General features: G+C 54.8%; 17 protein-coding genes. 11 read left to right on the forward strand and 6 right to left on the reverse strand.

Going from position 1 to position 20,117, the window contains the following annotated elements:
• The first annotated feature begins 464 nt into the window (after positions 1-464).
• The 3 genes from ogt to uspE all read left to right on the forward strand — a co-directional run bounded on the left by ogt (position 465) and on the right by uspE (position 3,004).
• Positions 465-980: a methylated-DNA--[protein]-cysteine S-methyltransferase gene (gene ogt / locus ACWKX3_RS06140; RefSeq protein ID WP_454541462.1), complete on the forward strand. Its 516-nt coding sequence runs from the start codon at positions 465-467 to the stop codon at positions 978-980.
• A 183-nt stretch (positions 981-1,163) separates the two neighbouring features.
• A complete protein-coding gene (gene fnr / locus ACWKX3_RS06145) occupies positions 1,164-1,916 on the forward strand; it encodes a fumarate/nitrate reduction transcriptional regulator Fnr (RefSeq protein WP_006174991.1) in 753 nt (250 codons plus the stop codon).
• Positions 1,917-2,053: 137 nt separating this feature from the next.
• On the forward strand, positions 2,054-3,004 hold the full coding sequence (gene uspE, locus ACWKX3_RS06150; RefSeq protein ID WP_006174990.1) for a universal stress protein UspE: 951 nt from the start codon (positions 2,054-2,056) through the stop codon (positions 3,002-3,004).
• 41 nt (positions 3,005-3,045) lie between these two features.
• Here the strand turns inward: uspE and ACWKX3_RS06155 are convergent, their stop codons facing one another.
• The 3 genes from ACWKX3_RS06155 to pntA all read right to left on the reverse strand — a co-directional run bounded on the left by ACWKX3_RS06155 (position 3,046) and on the right by pntA (position 7,191).
• On the reverse strand, positions 3,046-4,155 hold the full coding sequence (locus tag ACWKX3_RS06155; protein WP_088207392.1) for a mechanosensitive ion channel family protein: 1,110 nt from the start codon (positions 4,153-4,155) through the stop codon (positions 3,046-3,048).
• 107 nt (positions 4,156-4,262) lie between these two features.
• Positions 4,263-5,651, reverse strand: coding sequence for a Re/Si-specific NAD(P)(+) transhydrogenase subunit beta (gene pntB, locus ACWKX3_RS06160; RefSeq protein WP_006174988.1), 1,389 nt, complete (start codon positions 5,649-5,651; stop codon positions 4,263-4,265).
• Between the two features lie 10 nt (positions 5,652-5,661).
• The gene (gene pntA, locus ACWKX3_RS06165) at positions 5,662-7,191 is read right to left on the reverse strand and encodes a Re/Si-specific NAD(P)(+) transhydrogenase subunit alpha (protein ID WP_442779048.1); all 1,530 of its coding nucleotides are present in this window, start codon (positions 7,189-7,191) and stop codon (positions 5,662-5,664) included.
• A gap of 534 nt (positions 7,192-7,725) precedes the next feature.
• Here pntA and ydgH point away from each other — a divergent pair.
• The 3 genes from ydgH (at position 7,726) to folM (ending at position 10,999) form a co-directional block, all read left to right on the forward strand.
• Complete coding sequence (gene ydgH / locus ACWKX3_RS06170) at positions 7,726-8,670, forward strand: DUF1471 family protein YdgH (protein WP_058608912.1); 945 nt, start codon at positions 7,726-7,728, stop codon at positions 8,668-8,670.
• A 184-nt stretch (positions 8,671-8,854) separates the two neighbouring features.
• Positions 8,855-10,237: an amino acid permease gene (locus tag ACWKX3_RS06175; protein ID WP_102890994.1), complete on the forward strand. Its 1,383-nt coding sequence runs from the start codon at positions 8,855-8,857 to the stop codon at positions 10,235-10,237.
• A gap of 39 nt (positions 10,238-10,276) precedes the next feature.
• The gene (gene folM / locus ACWKX3_RS06180) at positions 10,277-10,999 is read left to right on the forward strand and encodes a dihydromonapterin reductase (protein WP_454541463.1); all 723 of its coding nucleotides are present in this window, start codon (positions 10,277-10,279) and stop codon (positions 10,997-10,999) included.
• Here folM and ACWKX3_RS06185 read toward each other — a convergent pair.
• On the reverse strand, positions 10,996-11,331 hold the full coding sequence (locus ACWKX3_RS06185) for a GlpM family protein (protein ID WP_454541464.1): 336 nt from the start codon (positions 11,329-11,331) through the stop codon (positions 10,996-10,998). The genes folM and ACWKX3_RS06185 overlap by 4 nt on opposite strands.
• A 129-nt stretch (positions 11,332-11,460) precedes the next feature.
• Here ACWKX3_RS06185 and rstA point away from each other — a divergent pair, with 129 nt between their 5' ends.
• From rstA to tus, 4 genes are all read left to right on the forward strand, one after another.
• Positions 11,461-12,177 carry a two-component system response regulator RstA gene (gene rstA / locus ACWKX3_RS06190; RefSeq protein ID WP_202562070.1) on the forward strand — a complete coding sequence of 239 codons (717 nt, stop codon included), beginning with the start codon at positions 11,461-11,463 and terminating at the stop codon, positions 12,175-12,177.
• Between the two features lie 531 nt (positions 12,178-12,708).
• On the forward strand, positions 12,709-13,080 hold the full coding sequence (gene iraM / locus ACWKX3_RS06195; protein ID WP_042319690.1) for an anti-adapter protein IraM: 372 nt from the start codon (positions 12,709-12,711) through the stop codon (positions 13,078-13,080).
• Positions 13,081-13,228: 148 nt separating this feature from the next.
• Positions 13,229-14,548 carry a two-component system sensor histidine kinase RstB gene (gene rstB / locus ACWKX3_RS06200; protein ID WP_454541465.1) on the forward strand — a complete coding sequence of 440 codons (1,320 nt, stop codon included), beginning with the start codon at positions 13,229-13,231 and terminating at the stop codon, positions 14,546-14,548.
• 51 nt (positions 14,549-14,599) lie between these two features.
• Positions 14,600-15,529: a DNA replication terminus site-binding protein gene (tus, locus tag ACWKX3_RS06205; RefSeq protein ID WP_042319685.1), complete on the forward strand. Its 930-nt coding sequence runs from the start codon at positions 14,600-14,602 to the stop codon at positions 15,527-15,529.
• On the opposite strand, the gene fumC is transcribed toward tus, so the two are convergent.
• Both fumC and fumA read right to left on the reverse strand, forming a co-directional pair.
• Positions 15,530-16,924 (reverse strand): class II fumarate hydratase, encoded by a 1,395-nt coding sequence (fumC, locus tag ACWKX3_RS06210; RefSeq protein ID WP_058608916.1) that lies wholly within the window; start codon positions 16,922-16,924, stop codon positions 15,530-15,532.
• Positions 16,925-17,087: 163 nt separating this feature from the next.
• Positions 17,088-18,734 (reverse strand): class I fumarate hydratase FumA, encoded by a 1,647-nt coding sequence (gene fumA / locus ACWKX3_RS06215; RefSeq protein WP_454541466.1) that lies wholly within the window; start codon positions 18,732-18,734, stop codon positions 17,088-17,090.
• A 198-nt stretch (positions 18,735-18,932) separates the two neighbouring features.
• Here fumA and manA point away from each other — a divergent pair, with 198 nt between their 5' ends.
• Entirely contained in the window at positions 18,933-20,108 is a 1,176-nt protein-coding gene (gene manA / locus ACWKX3_RS06220; RefSeq protein ID WP_442779045.1) for a mannose-6-phosphate isomerase, read from the forward strand.
• Positions 20,109-20,117: the final 9 nt, after the last annotated feature.

Genomic DNA, 20,117 nt, shown 5'->3' on the forward strand with positions numbered 1-20,117 from the left:
CCTATTTTATTTCGACACTCTTTATTGGCTTTTTATAGCGCTATGCGGGGCTCTGCCTGGCATCCGCGCAGTAAAGGGTTTCGTGTCATAAGAATCGCGACAAATGAAAATGATTAGCAAATAATACCGATACGCATTATTCTTAGCGCGTTAAATACATTTTCCGCATTATGACAAATAACCTCCCCCTTGCTCGCTTATAAGCAAATGCATATTACGCAATCGTCTTCTGAAGCTGGAAATCCTTTCCGATAAACGCCTGCTTAACATTAACTCGCTCTGCCTCATATTAATCAGTAATCGTGCTGACATGGTGTAATTGATGACCGCCCGTCAGGCAGAGTACCTCCAATTCGCTGGCCTCATCATGACGGCGTATCTTTTTAGGGGTATGGCTGGTGAGGCAACTGGCATGGTATCTTGTCGTCCTGCCGCCTGGACCGCATACGGACGAAGGACTGAAGATGCTGAGATTACTCGAAGATAAAATTGCGACGCCCCTCGGGCCGCTGTGGGTGATTGCGGATGAACAATACCATCTGCGCGCCGTTGAATGGGAAGAGCACAGCGACCGTATGGAAGCGTTGCTTAACATCCATTACCGCGCGCAGGGTTATGAGCGTGTATCTGCCACCAACCCGGGTGGCCTCAGCGATAAACTTACCGCCTGGTTCGAAGGCGAACTCGACATCATCAACGACCTGCCTACCGCCACGGGCGGAACGCCCTTCCAGCGCGAAGTCTGGCAGGCGCTGCGGTCTATTCCCTGCGGGCAGGTCATGCACTACGGCCAACTCGCGGAGCTGCTCGGTCGTGCGGGCGCAGCACGCGCGGTGGGTGCCGCTAACGGCTCGAATCCTGTCAGTATTGTGGTTCCCTGCCATCGCGTCATCGGACGCAACGGCACCATGACGGGCTATGCCGGTGGCGTGCAGCGTAAGGAGTGGTTACTGCGTCACGAAGGGTATTTTTTGCTGTAGAAACCAGGCTTTTAGTGCTTAATTTTCTTCCGGTTAGGCTAAAAATCCATAATCAAGCTGTGGAATTTCAAGAAGATGGCAACACGTTGGCGTCTCTTGTGCTTATTGGTCGTTTGCCAGGCTTACGTACTTACCAAAAAGATGTTAAAATTGACCAATATCAATTAAGGCTTGAGCAAACCTATGATCCCGGAAAAGCGAATTATACGACGCATTCAGTCTGGCGGTTGTGCTATCCATTGCCAGGATTGCAGCATCAGCCAGCTCTGTATCCCGTTTACTCTGAATGAGCATGAACTCGATCAGCTTGATAATATCATCGAGCGCAAAAAGCCGATTCAGAAAGGGCAGACGCTGTTTAAAGCGGGAGACGAACTGAAATCGCTCTATGCTATCCGCTCTGGCACCATCAAAAGCTACACCATCACCGAGCAAGGCGATGAGCAGATCACCGGCTTCCATCTGGCGGGCGACCTGGTAGGCTTTGATGCCATCGGTACTGGCCACCACCCGAGCTTTGCTCAGGCGCTGGAAACCTCTATGGTTTGCGAAATCCCGTTCGAAACGCTGGACGACCTGTCCGGGAAGATGCCTAACCTGCGCCAGCAGATGATGCGTCTGATGAGCGGTGAGATCAAAGGCGACCAGGATATGATCCTGCTGCTTTCTAAAAAGAATGCAGAAGAGCGTCTGGCTGCGTTTATCTATAACCTCTCCCGTCGTTTCGCAGAACGTGGTTTCTCCCCACGCGAATTCCGTCTGACGATGACGCGCGGCGATATCGGTAACTACCTCGGTCTGACCGTTGAAACCATCAGCCGCCTGCTGGGTCGTTTCCAGAAAAGCGGCATGCTGGCGGTAAAAGGTAAATACATCACCATCGAAAACGGTGAAGCGCTGGCGGTCCTCGCCGGACACGCCCGCAACGTGGCGTAACCGCTTCGCACGACGCCTGCCAGATCGATAAATCTTCGTAATTATTGATCTGGCAAAACTCTCCCCCCTGTTTCATTCAACATATATAGGTTACTCTTTTAATTACAGACTGTGGTGACAGTTGTAAGGAGACCTGTATGGCAAAGTATCAAAACATGCTGGTGGCCATCGATCCTAACCAGGACGATCAACCCGCTTTACGGCGTGCTGTGTATTTACATCAACGGATTGGCGGCAAAATTAAAGCGTTTTTGCCGATCTACGACTTCTCGTATGAGATGACCACCCTTCTGTCCCCTGACGAGCGTACCGCGATGCGTCAGGGCGTGATCGGCCAGCGTACCGCGTGGATCCGTGAACAGGCAAAATATTACCTGGACGCGGGCGTTCCCATCGACATCAAAGTGGTCTGGCACAACCGTCCCTTCGAAGCCATTATCCAGGAAGTGATTGCTGGTGGGCACGATCTCCTGCTGAAAATGACGCACCAGCACGACAAGCTTGAATCAGTGATCTTCACCCCTACCGACTGGCACCTGCTGCGTAAATGCCCTTGCCCGGTATGGATGGTGAAGGACCAGCCGTGGCCGGAAGGCGGAAAAGCTGTCGTGGCGGTCAACCTGGCAAGCGAAGAGGATTATCATAATTCCCTTAACGAGAAGCTGGTAAAAGAGACGCTTCACCTCGCCGAACAGGTCAACCATACCGAGGTACACCTGGTAGGCGCGTATCCCGTCACGCCGATCAATATTGCCATCGAGCTGCCTGAATTTGATCCCAGCGTCTATAACGACGCGATCCGCGGTCAGCATCTGCTGGCGATGAAAGCGTTGCGTCAGAAATTCAGCATCGATGAGAAAATGACCCACGTTGAAAAAGGGTTGCCTGAAGAGGTTATTCCTGACCTTGCCGAGCATCTGCAGGCCGGGATTGTGGTGCTGGGGACCATTGGCCGCACCGGTATTTCTGCCGCCTTCCTGGGCAATACCGCCGAACAGGTGATCGACCATCTGCGCTGTGACCTGCTGGTCATTAAACCGGATGAGTATCAGACCCCGGTTGAACTGGACGATGAAGAAGACGATTGACCCCTAAATAAAAGCCCGCCGGTAAAGGCGGGCTTTTTTCATTACGCTTCGCTCAACCGTTGCGCAGGTGCCTCGTCTACGGCATCCATCCAGGGCGCGTGGAGAACCATGCTCGGCAGCGCCAGCTCGATCTCCTGCTGGTTCAGCCCCTCCAGAATACGGATATTAATCTCCTGCTGAATATCCATGTATTTGTTGTAATCCGCTGTATCAACGATATGAACCACCTCAAAGGTCAGGCGATCGCGATCGAAGCCCAGGAAATGGGCGCGGTCAAACTTCGTCTCACCGACGTCAGTAATAATCTGTTTGACCATCTCACCGACAGAACGCAGTTTGTCCGGCGCCGTATCGCTGGCGACACCGAAGGTAAAGACGATTCGCCGAGTTTGCATACGCTTATAGTTATGCAGCGTCTGTTGCAGCAGGATGGCGTTTCCGCAGACAATCTGCTCCCCGCTCAGGCTGCGGATACGGGTGGTTTTCAGACCAATGTGCTCAACCGTCCCCGCAACATCGTTGAACACCACAAAATCGCCAATTTCGAAGGGTTTATCAAAACCGATAGACAGTGAGGCAAAGACATCGCTCAGGATTGTCTGCACCGCGAGGGCGATGGCAATACCCCCTACCCCAAGGCTGGCAACCAGAGCAGTGATGTTGACGCCCGCGTTAGCAAGAATAGACAGCAGCATCACTGACCAGACAATGGCACGGAGGATAAGCCCCGTGATCACCAGCGTCACCGGATTTTTATGGCTTCCCGGCGCCAGCATGACGTGATGAAGCCACGACACCACCCCCTGATCCATCCAAAGCGCCACCTGGATCGCGAAGACCAGGAACCAGGCGTGGCTCACGGTGCCAAAGAGATGGTCGGGTAAGTCGATAAAACGCAGGCTGAACAACAGCGCCACGATAAACAGCAGGATACGGCTGGTGCGGTTAAGCATGTCCGTCAGGATAAAGCGCATCCGATTGGTGGTGGGGTGCTTGTCGCCCCAGGTGGTAATCCCTTTTTTAACGAAGGCGATCAGGCGCGTCAGCAGCCAGTACACCAGCAGCGTCACAAAGACCACCGTGGCAACGCCTATCCAGAAAGACGGCGTCATCATCAGCTCGATGATGTCGAAGCGGGACAAAAATCGCATTACACCTCCTCATATTACACAAAGGGTAAAGTATAGACAGAGGAGAAAAGCTGGCCGCAGAAATAAGAAAACCGCCCCTGAGGGCGGTTTGTCAGGATGAAGCAGAATTACAGCGCTTTCAGAATCGCATCCACGCTGGCCTTGGCGTCGCCAAACAGCATATGGGTGTTCTCCTTGAAGAACAGCGGGTTCTGTACACCAGCATAGCCGGTGTTCATTGAGCGTTTAAAGACAATGACATTCTGTGCCTTCCACACTTCCAGAACCGGCATACCGGCAATCGGACTACGCGGATCGTCCTGCGCTGCCGGGTTTACGGTGTCGTTAGCGCCAATTACCAGCACGGTGTCGGTATCGGCGAAATCATCGTTGATTTCATCCATCTCCAGCACGATGTCATAAGGCACCTTGGCTTCCGCCAGCAGCACGTTCATGTGGCCCGGCAGACGCCCGGCGACCGGGTGAATACCAAAGCGAACCTTGATCCCACGCGCGCGCAGCCTCTCGGTGATTTCCGCCACCGGGTACTGTGCCTGTGCAACCGCCATGCCGTAGCCCGGGGTGATGATCACCGAATGGGCGTTTTTCAGCATCTCTGCGGTGTCTTCTGCGGAAATCTCGCGGTGCTCGCCCACTTCTTCATCAGAACCGGTAGAAGAACCGTCAGTACCAAAGCCACCCGCGATGACGCTGATAAACGAGCGGTTCATCGCTTTACACATGATGTAGGACAGGATCGCACCGGAAGAACCCACCAGCGCACCGGTGACGATCAGCAGGTCGTTGCTTAACATAAAGCCCGCCGCTGCCGCTGCCCAGCCCGAATAGGAGTTCAGCATCGATACCACGACCGGCATATCTGCCCCACCGATGGAGGCCACCAGATGCCAGCCAAACGCCAGCGCGATGATAGTCATCACCAGCAGCGCCAGAACCTGCACGCCCACGCTTTCGGTCTGCACGAAGATCAGCAGCAACACAAAGGATACGACCAGCGCCGCCAGGTTCAGCTTGTGACGGTTAGGCAACATCAGCGGTTTTGAGGAAATTTTGCCGCGCAGTTTGCCAAAGGCCACAATTGAACCGGTAAAGGTGACCGCACCGATGAAGATCCCAAGGAACACTTCGGTCAGGTGAATGTTTACCAGAATCGGCTCCATCCCCGGTTCGTGATACAGGTAGCTGTTGAAGCCCACCAGCACCGCCGCCAGCCCGACAAAGCTGTGCAGGATCGCCACCAGCTCTGGCATTTCGGTCATTTCAACGCGTTTTGCCAGGCGAATACCAATCGCCCCGCCGATGATCATCGCCACCAGGATCCACGCAACGTTGCCGGTATCCGGCCCGAAGATGGTGGCAATCAGCGCAATCGCCATCCCGGCGATACCAAAGTTATTTCCCTGCTGAGACGTTTCGTGTTTGGAAAGCCCCGCCAGACTGAAAATAAACAGGATTGCAGCAACAATGTATGCGGCTGTGACTAATCCTCCAGACATATGCTACCCCTTAGCCTTTACGAAACATTTTCAGCATGCGCTGAGTGACGGTGAAACCACCGAAAATATTGATACTGGCGATCAGCACCGCGATAAAGCTCAGGAAGCTGATCCAGCCGCCGTGACCAATCTGGAGTAATGCCCCCACCACGATGATCCCCGAGATGGCGTTGGTAACGGACATCAGCGGCGTATGCAGCGCATGGGAGACGTTCCACACCACGTAGTAACCCACCACGCAGGAGAGCGCGAAGACGGTGAAGTGGCCGAGGAACTCTTTCGGCGCAACGTCGGCCAGCCAGCCAAACAGAATAATCACCAGCGCCATGATCGCGTATTTGCGCCACGGCGAGGCCGGTTTCGCGGGCTCTACAGGCTCAGGCGCGGCTTTAGGGGCGGCCTGGGGCTGGGCGGAAACCTGAATCGGTGGTGCAGGCCAGGTGATTTCACCGTCGCGTACCACCGTGACGCCGCGCACCACCACATCGTCGAAATCAACGGTGATGTTGCCGTCTTTCTCTTTGCAGAGCAGCTTCAGCAGGTTGACGAGGTTGGTGCCGTAAAGCTGGGAAGACTGCGTTGGCAGACGGCCCGGCAGATCGGTATAGCCGATCACCTTCACGCCGTTGGCCGTGGTGATGACCTGATTCGGCACGGTGTATTCACAGTTCCCGCCGTTCTGCGCGGCCAGATCGACGATCACGCTGCCCGGGTTCATGCTGTCGACCATTTCACGGGTGATCAGCTTCGGTGCTGGTTTACCCGGGATCAGCGCGGTGGTGACGATAATATCGACCTCTTTCGCCTGCGCGGCAAAGAGCGCCATTTCCGCCTTGATAAAGGCTTCGGACATCACCTTCGCGTAGCCGTCACCGCTGCCCGCCTCTTCCTTGAAGTCCAGCTCAAGGAATTCGGCCCCCATACTTTGTACCTGTTCCTTCACTTCCGGGCGGGTATCAAACGCACGGACGATAGCGCCGAGGCTGTTGGCTGCCCCGATTGCCGCCAGGCCCGCCACGCCCGCACCAATCACCATCACCTTCGCCGGAGGCACTTTGCCCGCGGCGGTGATCTGACCGGTAAAGAAGCGACCAAATTCGTGAGCGGCTTCGACGATCGCGCGGTATCCGGCGATATTGGCCATCGAACTTAAAGCATCCAGCGACTGCGCACGTGAGATACGCGGCACAGAGTCCATCGCCATCACGGTCACGCCGCGTGCCGCCAGTTTCTCCATCAGTTCCGGATTCTGCGCAGGCCAGAGGAAGCTCACCAGCGTCGTGCCCGCGTTAAGCAGCTCGATCTCACTCTCTTCTGGCGCATTCACCTTGAGAATGATTGGTGATTGCCAGACTTCCGCGCTGTCTACGACTTCTGCGCCAGCCTGAATGAAGGCCTCGTCATCGAAACTTGCCAGCTTGCCCGCGCCGCGTTCAACCGCGACGGTAAAACCCAGTTTAAGCAGCTGCTCCACCGTCTTCGGCGTTGCCGCTACGCGGGTCTCATTGGCTAACCGTTCTTTTGGTACCCCAATACGCATAGTTTTCCCTTCCATCGGTTATTGATGATGGTTTGTCGATAAATGACCGCGGCTTGTATCATTTTCGCCACCGACATAGCGGCGAAAAATGAATCACCCCGGAAAATAAAACAGTAACAAACTTTCTATAACCTACTGAAAATAGCGCCTGTGATCTACCGCCATAAAACACTATTTCTTATTTTATCTGTCAAAAATAAGCGATCGGCGTCACTGACAGGGATATTTACCTTAAATTCATCACGAAGACCGATAAATCGCGCAAGCGAGGCGGTAAAAACATGATATAGCGCCATATGAGAACAACTTATTAACATTAAATTAACTTGTAAAAGTCATATGCTTCATCAGTTTTGCTTGTCAAACGTCTGTTTTTTCAACATATCACTAAATGCTATCGAATTGGGTCACGCCGTGAGCACAGGCTGTGAAAAATGGCGCAGACAGCGACGGGTTTTAAATGCCATAATCGGGACCGTCTCAAATTAACAACAATACCAGTACATGGTTTGCGCAAGGCGAAGGATTATTTTTATGAAGCTTAAGAACACACTCCTGGCGTCCGCACTTCTTTCTGCGACCGCCCTGTCTGCGAATGCCGCGACAGAGTTAACGCCGGAGCAAGCGGCAGCGTTAAAACCTTTTGACCAGACGGTCATTGTGGGTCGTTACAACTCCATTGGCGACGCCGTTGCCGCCGCATCAAAAGCCGCCGATAAAAAAGGCGCAGCCTCGTTTTACGTTCTTGATCAATCCGATCAGGGCAACAGCGGCAACCAGCGCGTGACCATTGCGCTGTTCAAAGAAAATGCCCCGAAAGCGGACGCGCCGACAAACCGCGTCATTAACGGTATCGTAGAGCTGCCAAAAGATCAGGCGATTGAGCTTGAGCCTTACGACACCGTTACCGTTCAGGGCTTCTATCGCAGCCAGCCTGAGGTGAATGATGTCATCACCAAAGCGGCGAAAGCGAAAGGGGCTTACGCGTTCTACATCGTGCGTCAGGTCGATGCCAACCAGGGCGGCAACCAGCGCATCACCGCGTTCATCTATAAACAAGATGCGAAAAAACGCGTACTGCAAAGCCCGGATGCCATCCCTGCTGATTCTGACGCCGGTCGCGCAGCGCTGGCGAAAGGCGGTGAAGAGGCGAAGAAAGTCGAAATCCCGGGCGTTGCTACCTCTGCAGCCCCAAGCGCTGAAGTGGGTCGTTTCTTTGAAACGCAGACCACTAAAGGTGGGCGTTACGCTGTCACGCTGCCGGATGGAACAAAAATTGAAGAGCTGAACAACGCCACTGCTGCACAGATGGTGCCGTTCGACAGCGTCAAATTCACCGGCAACTACGGCAACGGTACGGAAGTCTCTTATCAGGTGGCGAAGCGTGCCGCGAAGAAAGGGGCCAAGTATTACCACATCACCCGCCAGTGGCAGGAACGTGGTAACAACGTGACCATCAGCGCCGACCTGTACAAGTAAGTAAAGGGTTTAGCAAAGGCGGCGCTGGCCGCCTTTTTTGTTACTTTTTTTCGAATTTCTGCCGCACATCATTGCATGCATTCGTGACACTCCGTAAAATCCCGCGCCTTAGTGTGATCCACCATTTTTATGCGCCTTAGCGAAATAATTATTCTGGATTTGGACCTTTCATAACAGGAAGCCAATGGAAAAGAAACTTGGCCTGAGTGCTTTAACTGCACTCGTATTGAGCTCAATGCTGGGCGCGGGCGTATTCAGTTTGCCGCAGAATATGGCGGCGGTCGCAAGCCCTGCGGCACTGTTGATTGGCTGGGGCATCACCGGGGTCGGGATATTATTGCTGGCCTTTGCCATGCTGTTGCTGACGCGTATCCGACCGGATCTGGACGGCGGGATATTCACCTATGCACGCGAAGGCTTCGGGGAGCTGATTGGCTTCTGTTCCGCATGGGGTTACTGGCTGTGTGCGGTCATCGCTAACGTCTCCTATCTGGTGATCGTCTTCTCTGCCCTCAGTTTCTTTACCGATACGCCAGAACTGCGTCTGTTCGGCGACGGGAACACCTGGCAATCCATTGTCGGTGCCTCGGTCCTGCTGTGGGTGGTCCACTGGCTGGTACTGCGCGGCGTCCAGACCGCGGCCAGCATCAACCTGGTCGCGACGCTGGCGAAACTGGTGCCGCTTGGCCTGTTTGTTGTCCTGGCGTTTATCGCGTTTCGTCTGGACGTTTTCACGCTTGATTTCTCCGGCGTTGCGCTCGGCGTGCCCGTCTGGGAGCAGGTGAAAAACACCATGCTGATTACCCTGTGGGTGTTTATCGGTGTTGAAGGTGCGGTGGTGGTCTCTGCGCGGGCGCGGAATAAGCGCGATGTTGGCCGTGCGACCCTGCTGGCCGTACTGGCAGCGTTGGGCGTCTATCTTCTGGTAACGCTGCTGTCGCTTGGCGTGGTTGCTCGCCCGGAACTGGCCGGAATGCGTAATCCGTCAATGGCGGGCCTGATGGTCAAAATGCTCGGTCCATGGGGTGATGTGGTCATCGCAGCCGGGCTGATTGTCTCGGTCTGCGGGGCATATTTGAGCTGGACGATTATGGCGGCAGAAGTGCCATTCCTGGCCGCAACGCACAAAGCGTTCCCGCGTCTTTTTGCCCGCCAGAATAAGAACAATGCGCCATCGGCGTCGCTTTGGTTGACAAACATCAGCGTGCAGGTCTGTCTGGTGCTGATCTGGCTCACAGGTTCAGACTATAACACCCTGCTGACCATCGCCTCTGAAATGATTCTGGTACCCTATTTCTTAGTGGGTGCGTATTTGTTGAAAATTGCCAGCCGTCCGGCTCACTATGCGGTAGGCGTCGGAGCCTGTATCTACGGCCTGTGGCTGTTGTATGCTTCCGGTCCTATGCACCTGCTGCTGTCGGTGGTGCTGTATGCGCCGGGTCTGCTGGTGTTTATCTACGCGCGTCGTACCCATCAGCTCGATAATGCGCTCAAACGCCGCGAGATGGTGCTGATCGGGCTGCTGCTAATGGCTGCCGTACCGGCAACGTGGATGTTAATGGGATAACGCTGTTTGTCCCGTTGTTGAACTGTAAAGGAGAACACGATGGGACAAACACCGCATCGCCCAATACTGATTACCGGCGCAGGCCGTCGCATCGGCCTCGCCCTCGCCCATCATTTCCTGAACCTCCACCAGCCGGTGATCGCAAGCTACCGTAACGAATATCCCGCGATTGAGGAGCTGAGAAAAGCCGGGGCAATTTGCATCCAGGCAGATTTCTCTACGGATGAGGGAATATTGGCCTTTGCTCAGACGGTGAAATCAACCACTCAGGGTCTGCGCGCCATCATTCATAATGCCAGCGCGTGGCTTGCTGAAAAGCCCGGTACATCGCTCAGCGACACGCTCTCCTGCATGATGCAAATCCACGTCAACGCCCCGTATCTGCTCAACCACGCGTTGCAGGATTTACTGCGCGGCCACGGTCATGCCGCGGGTGGCATTATCCACTTCACCGATTACGTCGTAGAGCGTGGTAGCGACAAGCACATAGCCTACGCGGCAAGCAAGGCGGCGCTGGATAACATGACGCGTTCGTTTGCCCGCAAGCTGGCCCCCGAAGTCAAAGTTAACGCCATCGCCCCGTCGATGATTTTGTTCAATGAGGGTGACGACGCTGAGTACCGCCAGCAGGCGCTAAATAAGTCGCTGATGAAAATTGCGCCGGGTGAAAAAGAGATCATCGACCTCATCGATTATCTGCTCACCAGCTGCTACGTCACTGGCAGAACATTCGCCGTGGACGGTGGACGCCCGCTACGCTAGTGGAAGCGGCTCCAGAAGAAGATCAGCACCCAGGCGCTGAGCGCCCAGCATACCACTGCCCCGCTCAGCGCCAGAGGAAGACGAAGAAAGCCGGTGAAATACCACAGCGACAGCAGGTAGAGGAAATAAGGGATAATCGACCACATCCCGAAAACAATTGTACTGCGCAGCGCGTCATTGCCCCGCTCGGTGGCGACGATATAGTGCGCGATCAGCGCAAAGGTCGGAAACAGGGGAATTAACCCGGCAATATAGTAATTCTTCGTTTTTGCCAGTACGCCAATCAGTAACACCACCAGCGCGCCCAGCGCAGCCTCAATCATCAGCCCCATACTTTTTCCTATAACAATCAAGTAACAATGTCAGGCAGAATAACGGAACAGGCATTAATAGTGAAAGAGTATATGGAAGGTTAAGGTTGTGCGGTGTATGTTGGCTTTTTTCGCGATAACAGACGCAGTATGAATAAGATTGTTTATGTAGAGGATGAACCCGAAGTCGGGCAACTGATTGCCGCTTACCTGGGTAAACATGATATGGACGTCATTGTTGAGCCTCGCGGCGACCGCGCCGAAGAGGTGATCTTGCGAGAAAACCCCGATTTAGTGCTGCTGGACATCATGCTCCCCGGCAAGGACGGCATGACGCTGTGCCGGGATCTGCGCGCACAATGGGACGGCCCTATCGTCTTGCTGACCTCGCTCGACAGTGACATGAACCACATTTTGTCGCTGGAGATGGGGGCTAATGACTATATCCTCAAAACGACGCCGCCAGCCGTGCTGCTCGCGCGCCTGCGCCTTCATCTTCGCCAGCGAGCCAGTAACGAACGCGAAGTGGCTGCATCATCCCTGACGCCCCATAAGACGATGCGATTCGGTACGCTCTCTATCGACCCCGTCAATCGTCAGGTGCTGCTTTCCGGAGAGCCAATCGCCCTCTCAACCGCAGATTTTGACCTGCTCTGGGAGCTGGCGACGCACGCCGGACAGATCATGGACCGCGATGCGTTGCTCAAAAACCTGCGCGGCGTCAGTTACGACGGAATGGACCGCAGCGTGGACGTGGCCATTTCACGCCTGCGTAAGAAATTGCTGGATAACGCCACTGAACCTTACCGCATTAAAACCGTGCGCAATAAGGGCTATCTTTTTGCCCCGCATGCCTGGGAAACCTGATCCTGTTTATTTCAGCGCATTCAGAATCTACGCATTTTGAATGCGCATTGCCAGTTTTCACCTCTTATTCAGCCTGGCTCGTACAGGCCAGAATGTTCAAGCAAAACCGTTTTCATGTGTGGCAAGCGAAAATATTTCCGCGCGAAACCATCACTTCACGGTAAGATTAGTCCTAAAACCAACCTATATTACCTCGACAAAACCGCAACAGAAGTAACAATACCTGTCTATTATCCGCATGCTCTGTAACGCAAGCGAAAGAATATCTAATCAATTGATGTTTTCGCATAGAATATATTTTGCATTCACTTTTCAACTTTATCGATCAAAATTCAGGCATTCAATTCGTAAAATCGTTAAATTTTTGTAAGCACATAAACCTGGCTTTAATGTTATCCCTATGAAAACAAAGGATAACCGACCGAAAATTAAAAAATAGTGATCATTTTCAACAACTTAGATAATTGCCGAAATCTGAATCGCATGCTAAACCTTATAAGCTCAAAATTTTTTAATGGTAGAGGTACAGCGATGTCATGGAGAGTAATCAGCTCAATCATTTGTCCGAATACGGGAATTGTTTATTCGAGCATTTTGGGACTTAAGTTTCTGAAGCTGATCATCTGGTACGAAAGCGATGTGTATTTGTACCCTGGGGACAGAATATACCCAACAAAAAAGGGTGTGTTTATCAATGGAATTTATAGCCCTATCTCCTTATACAACGTGTCTCCTTATAACGAAATGCTGTGGAATGAAATCAAAAACAAGATGGCCTGCCCGTTCAATAAAAATCAGCACGAAGAAATATGCTCCTATGCGATGCATTGCAACGCACGAAAATGTCCGCACGGATTTGCGACGAATCCATTAATTATGAGCACGAACCGCAACAAACATTAATCGTCCTGTCCGGTTGCAGGCGCACAGTGCAAGAGAGGCGTAGTCTTCTGGTACAGTGAGACCAGAAATGTTGTCAGCAGGCGTAAAGCCTGCTTTCATAGCAGCACACAGGTTGCTGGATCTGCGTCTTCTCGGTGGTGTGCCATTAATGAAAAAGCTTTTTGTGCAGTTTTATCTGCTGCTGTTTGTCTGCTTCCTGGTCATGACCATGCTGGTCGGTCTGGTGTATAAGTTCACCGCTGAACGCGCTGGCCGACAGTCGCTGGACGATTTAATGAAAAGTTCGCTTTACCTGATGCGAAGCGAACTGCGTGAAATTCCCCCTCACGACTGGGCGAAAACCCTGAAAGAGCTGGATCTCAATTTGTCGTTTGATTTACGCATTGAGCCGCTGAAGAATTTTGATTTAGACGCGCCAGCCCTCCAGCGCCTGCGGGATGGCGATATCGTGGCGCTTGATGAAAAGTACACCTTCATTCAGCGCATTCCGCGCAGCCATTACGTACTGGCCGTTGGCCCGGTTCCCTATCTCTATTTTTTGCACCAGATGCGGCTGCTGGACATGGCGCTGCTGGCGTTCATTGCCATCTCGCTGGCCTTCCCGGTCTTTATCTGGATGCGTCCGCACTGGCAGGACATGCTAAAGCTTGAAACCGCCGCGCAGCGTTTTGGCGAGGGACATTTTACCGAGCGCATTCACTTCGACAGCGGCTCCAGCTTCGATCGCCTCGGGATCGCCTTTAACCAGATGGCCGATAACATTAACGCGCTGATTGCGAGTAAAAAGCAGCTTATCGACGGCATTGCTCACGAATTACGCACGCCGCTGGTCCGCCTGCGTTACCGGCTGGAGATGAGCGAAAACCTCACCGAGGCGGAGTCTCTGGCGCTTAACCGCGACATCGGTCAGCTTGAAGCGCTGATAGAGGAACTGCTCACCTACGCCCGGCTCGACCGTCCGCAAAACGAACTGCACCTCACTACGCCGGACCTGCCCGTCTGGCTGCAAACGCATATTGATGATGTGCAGAGCGTGAATCCCCAGCGCGCACTGTTAACCGCCGTCACGCCAGGCGATTATGGTGCGCTGGACATGCGCTTGATGGAACGCGTGCTGGATAACCTGATGAACAACGCGCTGCGCTACAGCGAGCACACCCTGCAAATCAGTTTAGATCTGCAGGGCAACCAGGCGAGCCTGACGGTTGAGGACGATGGGCCTGGCATTGCCCCCGATGAGCGCGAAAACGTCTTTGAACCTTTTGTCCGTCTCGATCCGAGTCGCGATCGCGCCACGGGCGGCTGCGGTCTGGGGCTGGCGATTGTTCACTCTATTGCGCAGGCGATGGGCGGCACGGTGCGTTGCGATGACAGCCCCCTCGGCGGCGCGCGCTTCTGCTTTAGCTGGCCGGTGTACCACACTATACCCTTCCCGTCCCTGCCTGACCTAAACCGCACGCTGGCCTGACCGGGCGTGCTGTGCTATACCATAAGTATGTTGTAACTAATGAGAGTGATTATGGCGACTTACGATCTCATCGAACGGCTCAATGCCACGTTCCGGAGTATTGAGCATGAACTGCTGACGTTGACGGAACATTTACAGGCGTGTCGCCTGCTGGCGGCGCGCGTGTTTTCGCTTCCCGATGTGGCAAAAGGGGCGGAACACGACCCGCTGCAAACCATTGAGGTGACACAGCACGTCGGGAAAAGTGCGCTGACGCTCGCGCTTCAGCACTATCGCCGCCTGTTTATCCAGCAACAATCCGAGCAGCGTAGCAGCAAGGCGGCCGTGCGCCTGCCGGGCGTGATCTGTCTGCAAACGGATACCACTACGCGTGAAGCGCTGGAGGCGCACATTCAGCGCATCAATGCCCTGAAAAACGCCTTTGAGAAAATCGTGACCGTGGAGTCCGGGCTGGCACCCGCCGCCCGCTTCGAATGGGTTCACCGCCAGCTACCGGGGTTAATTACCCTGAATGCGTACCGCACGCTCACGGCGCTGCGCCACCCCGCCACGCTCCGCTTTGGCTGGGCCAACAAGCACATCATTAAAAACTTCACCCGTAACGAGGTGCTGGACATGCTGGAGAAGAGCCTGAAAGCCCCGCGCACGGTCGCCCCCTGGTCGCGCGAGCAGTGGATAGAACGCCTGGAGCAGGAGTATCACAGCATCGCCTCATTACCGGCAGATACGCGTCTTAAAATAAAGCGCCCGGTGAAGGTACAACCTATCGCCCGCGTCTGGTATTCGGGGCAACAAAAGCAGGTGCAGTACGCCTGCCCAACGCCGCTTATCGCGCTTTACGACAGTGAGCAGGGGGCGGTGGTGCCGGACATTGGCGAACTGTTGAACTACGATGCCGACAACATTCAGCATCGCTATAAACCGCAGGCGCAGCCGCTGCAGCTGATTATTCCACGGCTGCACCTGTATGTGGCGACGTGATTACTTCATGCTGCCGACCATCTCTTCCGGACGGACCCAGCTGTCGAACTCGGCGTCCGTCAGGTAACCCAGCGCCAGCGCCGCGGCTTTCAGGGTCAGCCCCTCTTTGTGGGCTTTTTTGGCGATTTCAGCCGCTTTGTCATAGCCGATATGGGTGTTGAGCGCCGTAACCAGCATTAACGACTCATTGAGCAGCTGGCCGATGCGCTCGCGATTCGGCTCGATACCCACCGCGCAGTGCTCATTGAAGCTCTCCATGCCGTCCGCCAGCAAACGTACAGACTGCAGCAGATTGTGGATCACCATCGGGCGATAGACGTTCAGCTCGAAGTTGCCGGATGCGCCGCCCATGTTGACGGCCACGTCGTTGCCCATCACCTGACAGCAGAGCATGGTCATGGCTTCACACTGGGTTGGGTTCACCTTGCCCGGCATGATCGAGCTGCCCGGTTCGTTTTCCGGAATAGCGATCTCACCGATACCGCAGCGTGGGCCTGATGCCAGCCAGCGTACGTCGTTGGCAATTTTCATCAGCGATGCCGCCAGCCCTTTTAGTGCGCCATGGGTATGAACCAGTGCATCGCAGGTCGCCAGCGCTTCGAACTTATTCGGCGCGGTGACGAACGCCTGCCCGGTGATGGCCGCCAGCTCCTCTGCCACGCGTACCGCATACTCCGGATGGGTGTTCAGTCCTGTGCCCACCGCCGTGCCGCCTAATGCCAGCTCCGACAGATGCGGCAGGCTGTGTTCGATGTGCTTGAGATTGTGCTCAAGCATCGCCACCCAGCCCGAGATCTCCTGGCCGAGGGTCAACGGCGTGGCATCCTGCAGGTGCGTACGGCCAATTTTGACGATATCGCGGAACGCCTGCGCTTTTTCGTGGAGGGTGGTTTTGAGCACATTCAGCTGCGGGATCAGCTGCTCGCGAAGGGCGATCACCGCGGCCACGTGCATCGCCGTCGGGAAGACATCGTTAGAACTCTGGCTTTTATTGACGTCGTCGTTCGGGTGAACTTTGCGCTCCATCCCGCGAACGCCGCCCAGCAGCTCGCTTGCCCGGTTCGCCAGCACTTCGTTCATGTTCATGTTGCTCTGGGTGCCTGAACCGGTCTGCCAGATGGCAAGCGGGAATTCGTCGGGATGTTGCCCCTTCAGCACTTCGTCTGCGGCGTCAATGATGGCGCGGGCTTTCCCGGCCTCCAGCAGGCCTAAATCCTGATTAACTTTGGCTGCTGCACGCTTGGTCAGCGCCAGCGCCTGGATCAGCGAGACGGGCATTTTCTCGGTTGAAATGCGGAAATGCTCAAGCGAACGCTGGGTCTGCGCGCCCCATAGCTTGTCAGCCGGGACGTCGATTGCGCCCATCGAATCTTTCTCGCGGCGATGCGTTGTCATTACTTTCTCCTTGATTATCAAGATGGGATTGCTCACATGCTTAAGAGATAAGTATTGATGACTTCTGAGAAACGTTATGGCGCTTTGTGCGCTCTTTTTGGTGTCGGGTGGCGGCTTCGCCTTACCCGACCCACGAGAATGTAGGCCGGGTAATGTAGTCAGACTACTTCACACACGCCGAACACTGGGAAGACTGGATCTGTTTGAAGAAGTCATTGCCCTTGTCATCCACCAGGATGAACGCCGGGAAATCTTCCACTTCAATTTTCCAGATCGCTTCCATACCCAGTTCCGGGTACTCCACACACTCCAGGCTCTTAATGCTGCCCTGCGCCAGCACGGCTGCCGGGCCGCCGATGCTCCCGAGGTAGAAGCCACCGTGCTTGTGGCAGGCATCGGTCACCTGTTGGCTGCGGTTGCCTTTGGCGAGCATGATCATGCTCCCGCCGTTGGCCTGCAGCTGATCGACATACGAGTCCATACGGCCCGCCGTGGTTGGGCCTAACGAGCCGGACGCATAGCCTTCTGGCGTTTTCGCCGGACCGGCGTAGTAGATTGGGTGGTCTTTAATATACTGCGGCAGCCCTTCGCCGTTATCCAGACGCTCTTTGAGCTTCGCATGGGCGATGTCACGTCCAACGATGATCGTTCCGTTCAGGGAGAGGCGCGTGGAGACCGGATACTGAGACAGTTGCGCCAGAATCTCGCTCATCGGACGGTTCAGGTCCACGTGAACCGCTTCCCCCTCGCCCGCCTTACGCAGCGATTCAGGGATATATTTACCCGGGTTATTCTCCAGTTTTTCGATCCAGATGCCGTCGCGGTTGATCTTCGCTTTGATGTTTCGATCCGCCGAGCAGGAGACGCCCATGCCCACCGGGCAGGATGCGCCGTGGCGCGGCAGACGAATCACGCGAATATCGTGGGCAAAGTATTTCCCGCCAAACTGCGCGCCCAGCCCCAGGTTCTGCGCTTCCGTCAGCAGTTCCTGTTCGAGCTGCACATCGCGGAACGCCTGACCATGCTCGTTTCCTTCGGTCGGCAGGCCGTCGTAGTATTTCGTCGACGCCAGCTTGACGGTTTTGAGCGTGCTCTCGGCTGACGTCCCGCCAATTACGAAGGCGATGTGGTACGGCGGGCAGGCCGCCGTGCCGAGGGTACGCATTTTCACGACCAGATAGTTTTTCAGCTTGCCTGGGGTAAGCAGCGCTTTGGTCTCCTGGTAGAGATAGGTTTTGTTGGCTGAACCGCCGCCTTTGGCGATGCAGAGGAATTTATACTCGTCACCGTCAACGCTGTAGAGGTCAATCTGTGCGGGCAGGTTGGTGCCGGTGTTGACCTCTTTATACATATCAAGCGCGGCGTTTTGCGAGTAACGCAGGTTGTCTTCGGTATAGGTGTTATACACACCACGCGCCAGCGCGGCTTCGTCGCCGCCGCCGGTCCAGACGCGCTGGCCTTTCTTACCGGTGATAATGGCAGTGCCGGTATCCTGACAGGTAGGCAGAATGCCTTTGGCCGCAATATCGGAGTTTCGCAGGAATTGCAGCGCAACGTATTTATCGTTTTCGCTGGCCTCCGGGTCGCTCAGGATATCGGCAACCTGCTGCTGATGCGCGGGGCGAAGCATAAAAGAGGCATCGTGGAATGCCTGCTGCGCCAGCAAGGTCAGCGCCTGCGGATCCACTTTGAGGATCGCCTGGCCTTCAAACTCTGAGACAGAAACGTAATCGCGGGTGAGCAGGTAATACTCGGTTTGATCCTTGCTGAGCGGGAAAGGATCCTGATACTGGAAGGGTTTATTCGACATTGTTCTCTCACTTACTGCTTGGGTCTGATTATGTAGGGCAGATGTTCCGCTGCCCGGCTTAAAAGCGAGTTAGCTTATCCTACACAATTTTTTAACAAAAACTGAGACTAGTACGACTTTTTACATCCGCAGGTTACTTCGGGGCGGTTTATTGCTTTAATACCCGCGTTAATTCCACATTTGAATCAGGGCTTGATAATGCAAAAACTCATCAACTCAGTGCAAAACTACGCCTGGGGAAGTAAAACTGCGTTAACGGATCTCTACGGTATCGCGAATCCAGACCAACTGCCGATGGCAGAGCTGTGGATGGGCGCGCACCCGAAGAGCAGCTCAAAAATTGAAGACGCCAGCGGTCAGGTGCGCAGCCTGCGTGACGCCATCGACGCCGATAAAATGGCCCTCCTTGGCGATAAAGTTGCCAGCCGTTTTGGCGAACTGCCGTTCCTGTTTAAGGTACTGTGCGCCGACCAGCCGCTTTCCATTCAGGTTCACCCGAACAAGAAAGCCTCCGAAATCGGTTTTGCGAAAGAGAACGCGGCAGGTATTCCGCTGGACGCCGCCGAGCGTAATTACAAAGATCCTAACCACAAGCCGGAGCTGGTTTTCGCCCTTACCCCTTTCCTGGCGATGAATGCCTTCCGCGAGTTTTCAGAGATTATCTCTCTGCTGCAACCCGTCGCGGGTGCCAATAACGCCATTGCGCATTTCCTTGAAAACCCGAATGCGGAAGGCCTGAGCCAGCTGTTTGCCAGCCTGCTCAACATGCAGGGTGAGGAGAAATCGCACGCGCTGGCGATCCTCAAAGCCGCGCTGAACGACCAGCAGGGCGAGCCGTGGGACACCATCCGCGTTATTTCAGAATTCTACCCGGACGACAGCGGCCTGTTCTCTCCGCTGCTGCTGAACGTGGTGAAGCTCAATCCGGGCGAAGCGATGTTCCTGTTTGCCGAAACCCCACACGCCTACCTGCAGGGTGTGGCGCTGGAGGTCATGGCGAACTCGGATAACGTGCTGCGCGCCGGCCTGACGCCAAAATACATCGACATCCCGGAACTGGTTGCCAACGTTAAATTTGTGGCGAAACCCGCCGCCGAGCTGCTGACCCAGCCGGTGAAGAATGGCGCAGAGCTGGACTTCCCAATCCCGGTAGACGATTTTGCGTTCTCCCTGCACGATCTTAGCGCAGACGAAACTGCCATTGCGCAAGAGAGCGCGGCGATCCTGTTCTGTGTGGAAGGCGAAGCGACGCTGCATAAAGGCGAGCAGCGTCTGGTGCTGAAACCCGGCGAGTCGGCCTTCGTGGCGGCAAACGAGTCTCCGGTAAGCATTAGCGGTAAGGGCCGTCTGGCGCGCGTTTTCAATAAGCTTTAGGGACTTACT

This window comes from Enterobacter sp. UPMP2052 (genome assembly GCF_053709675.1).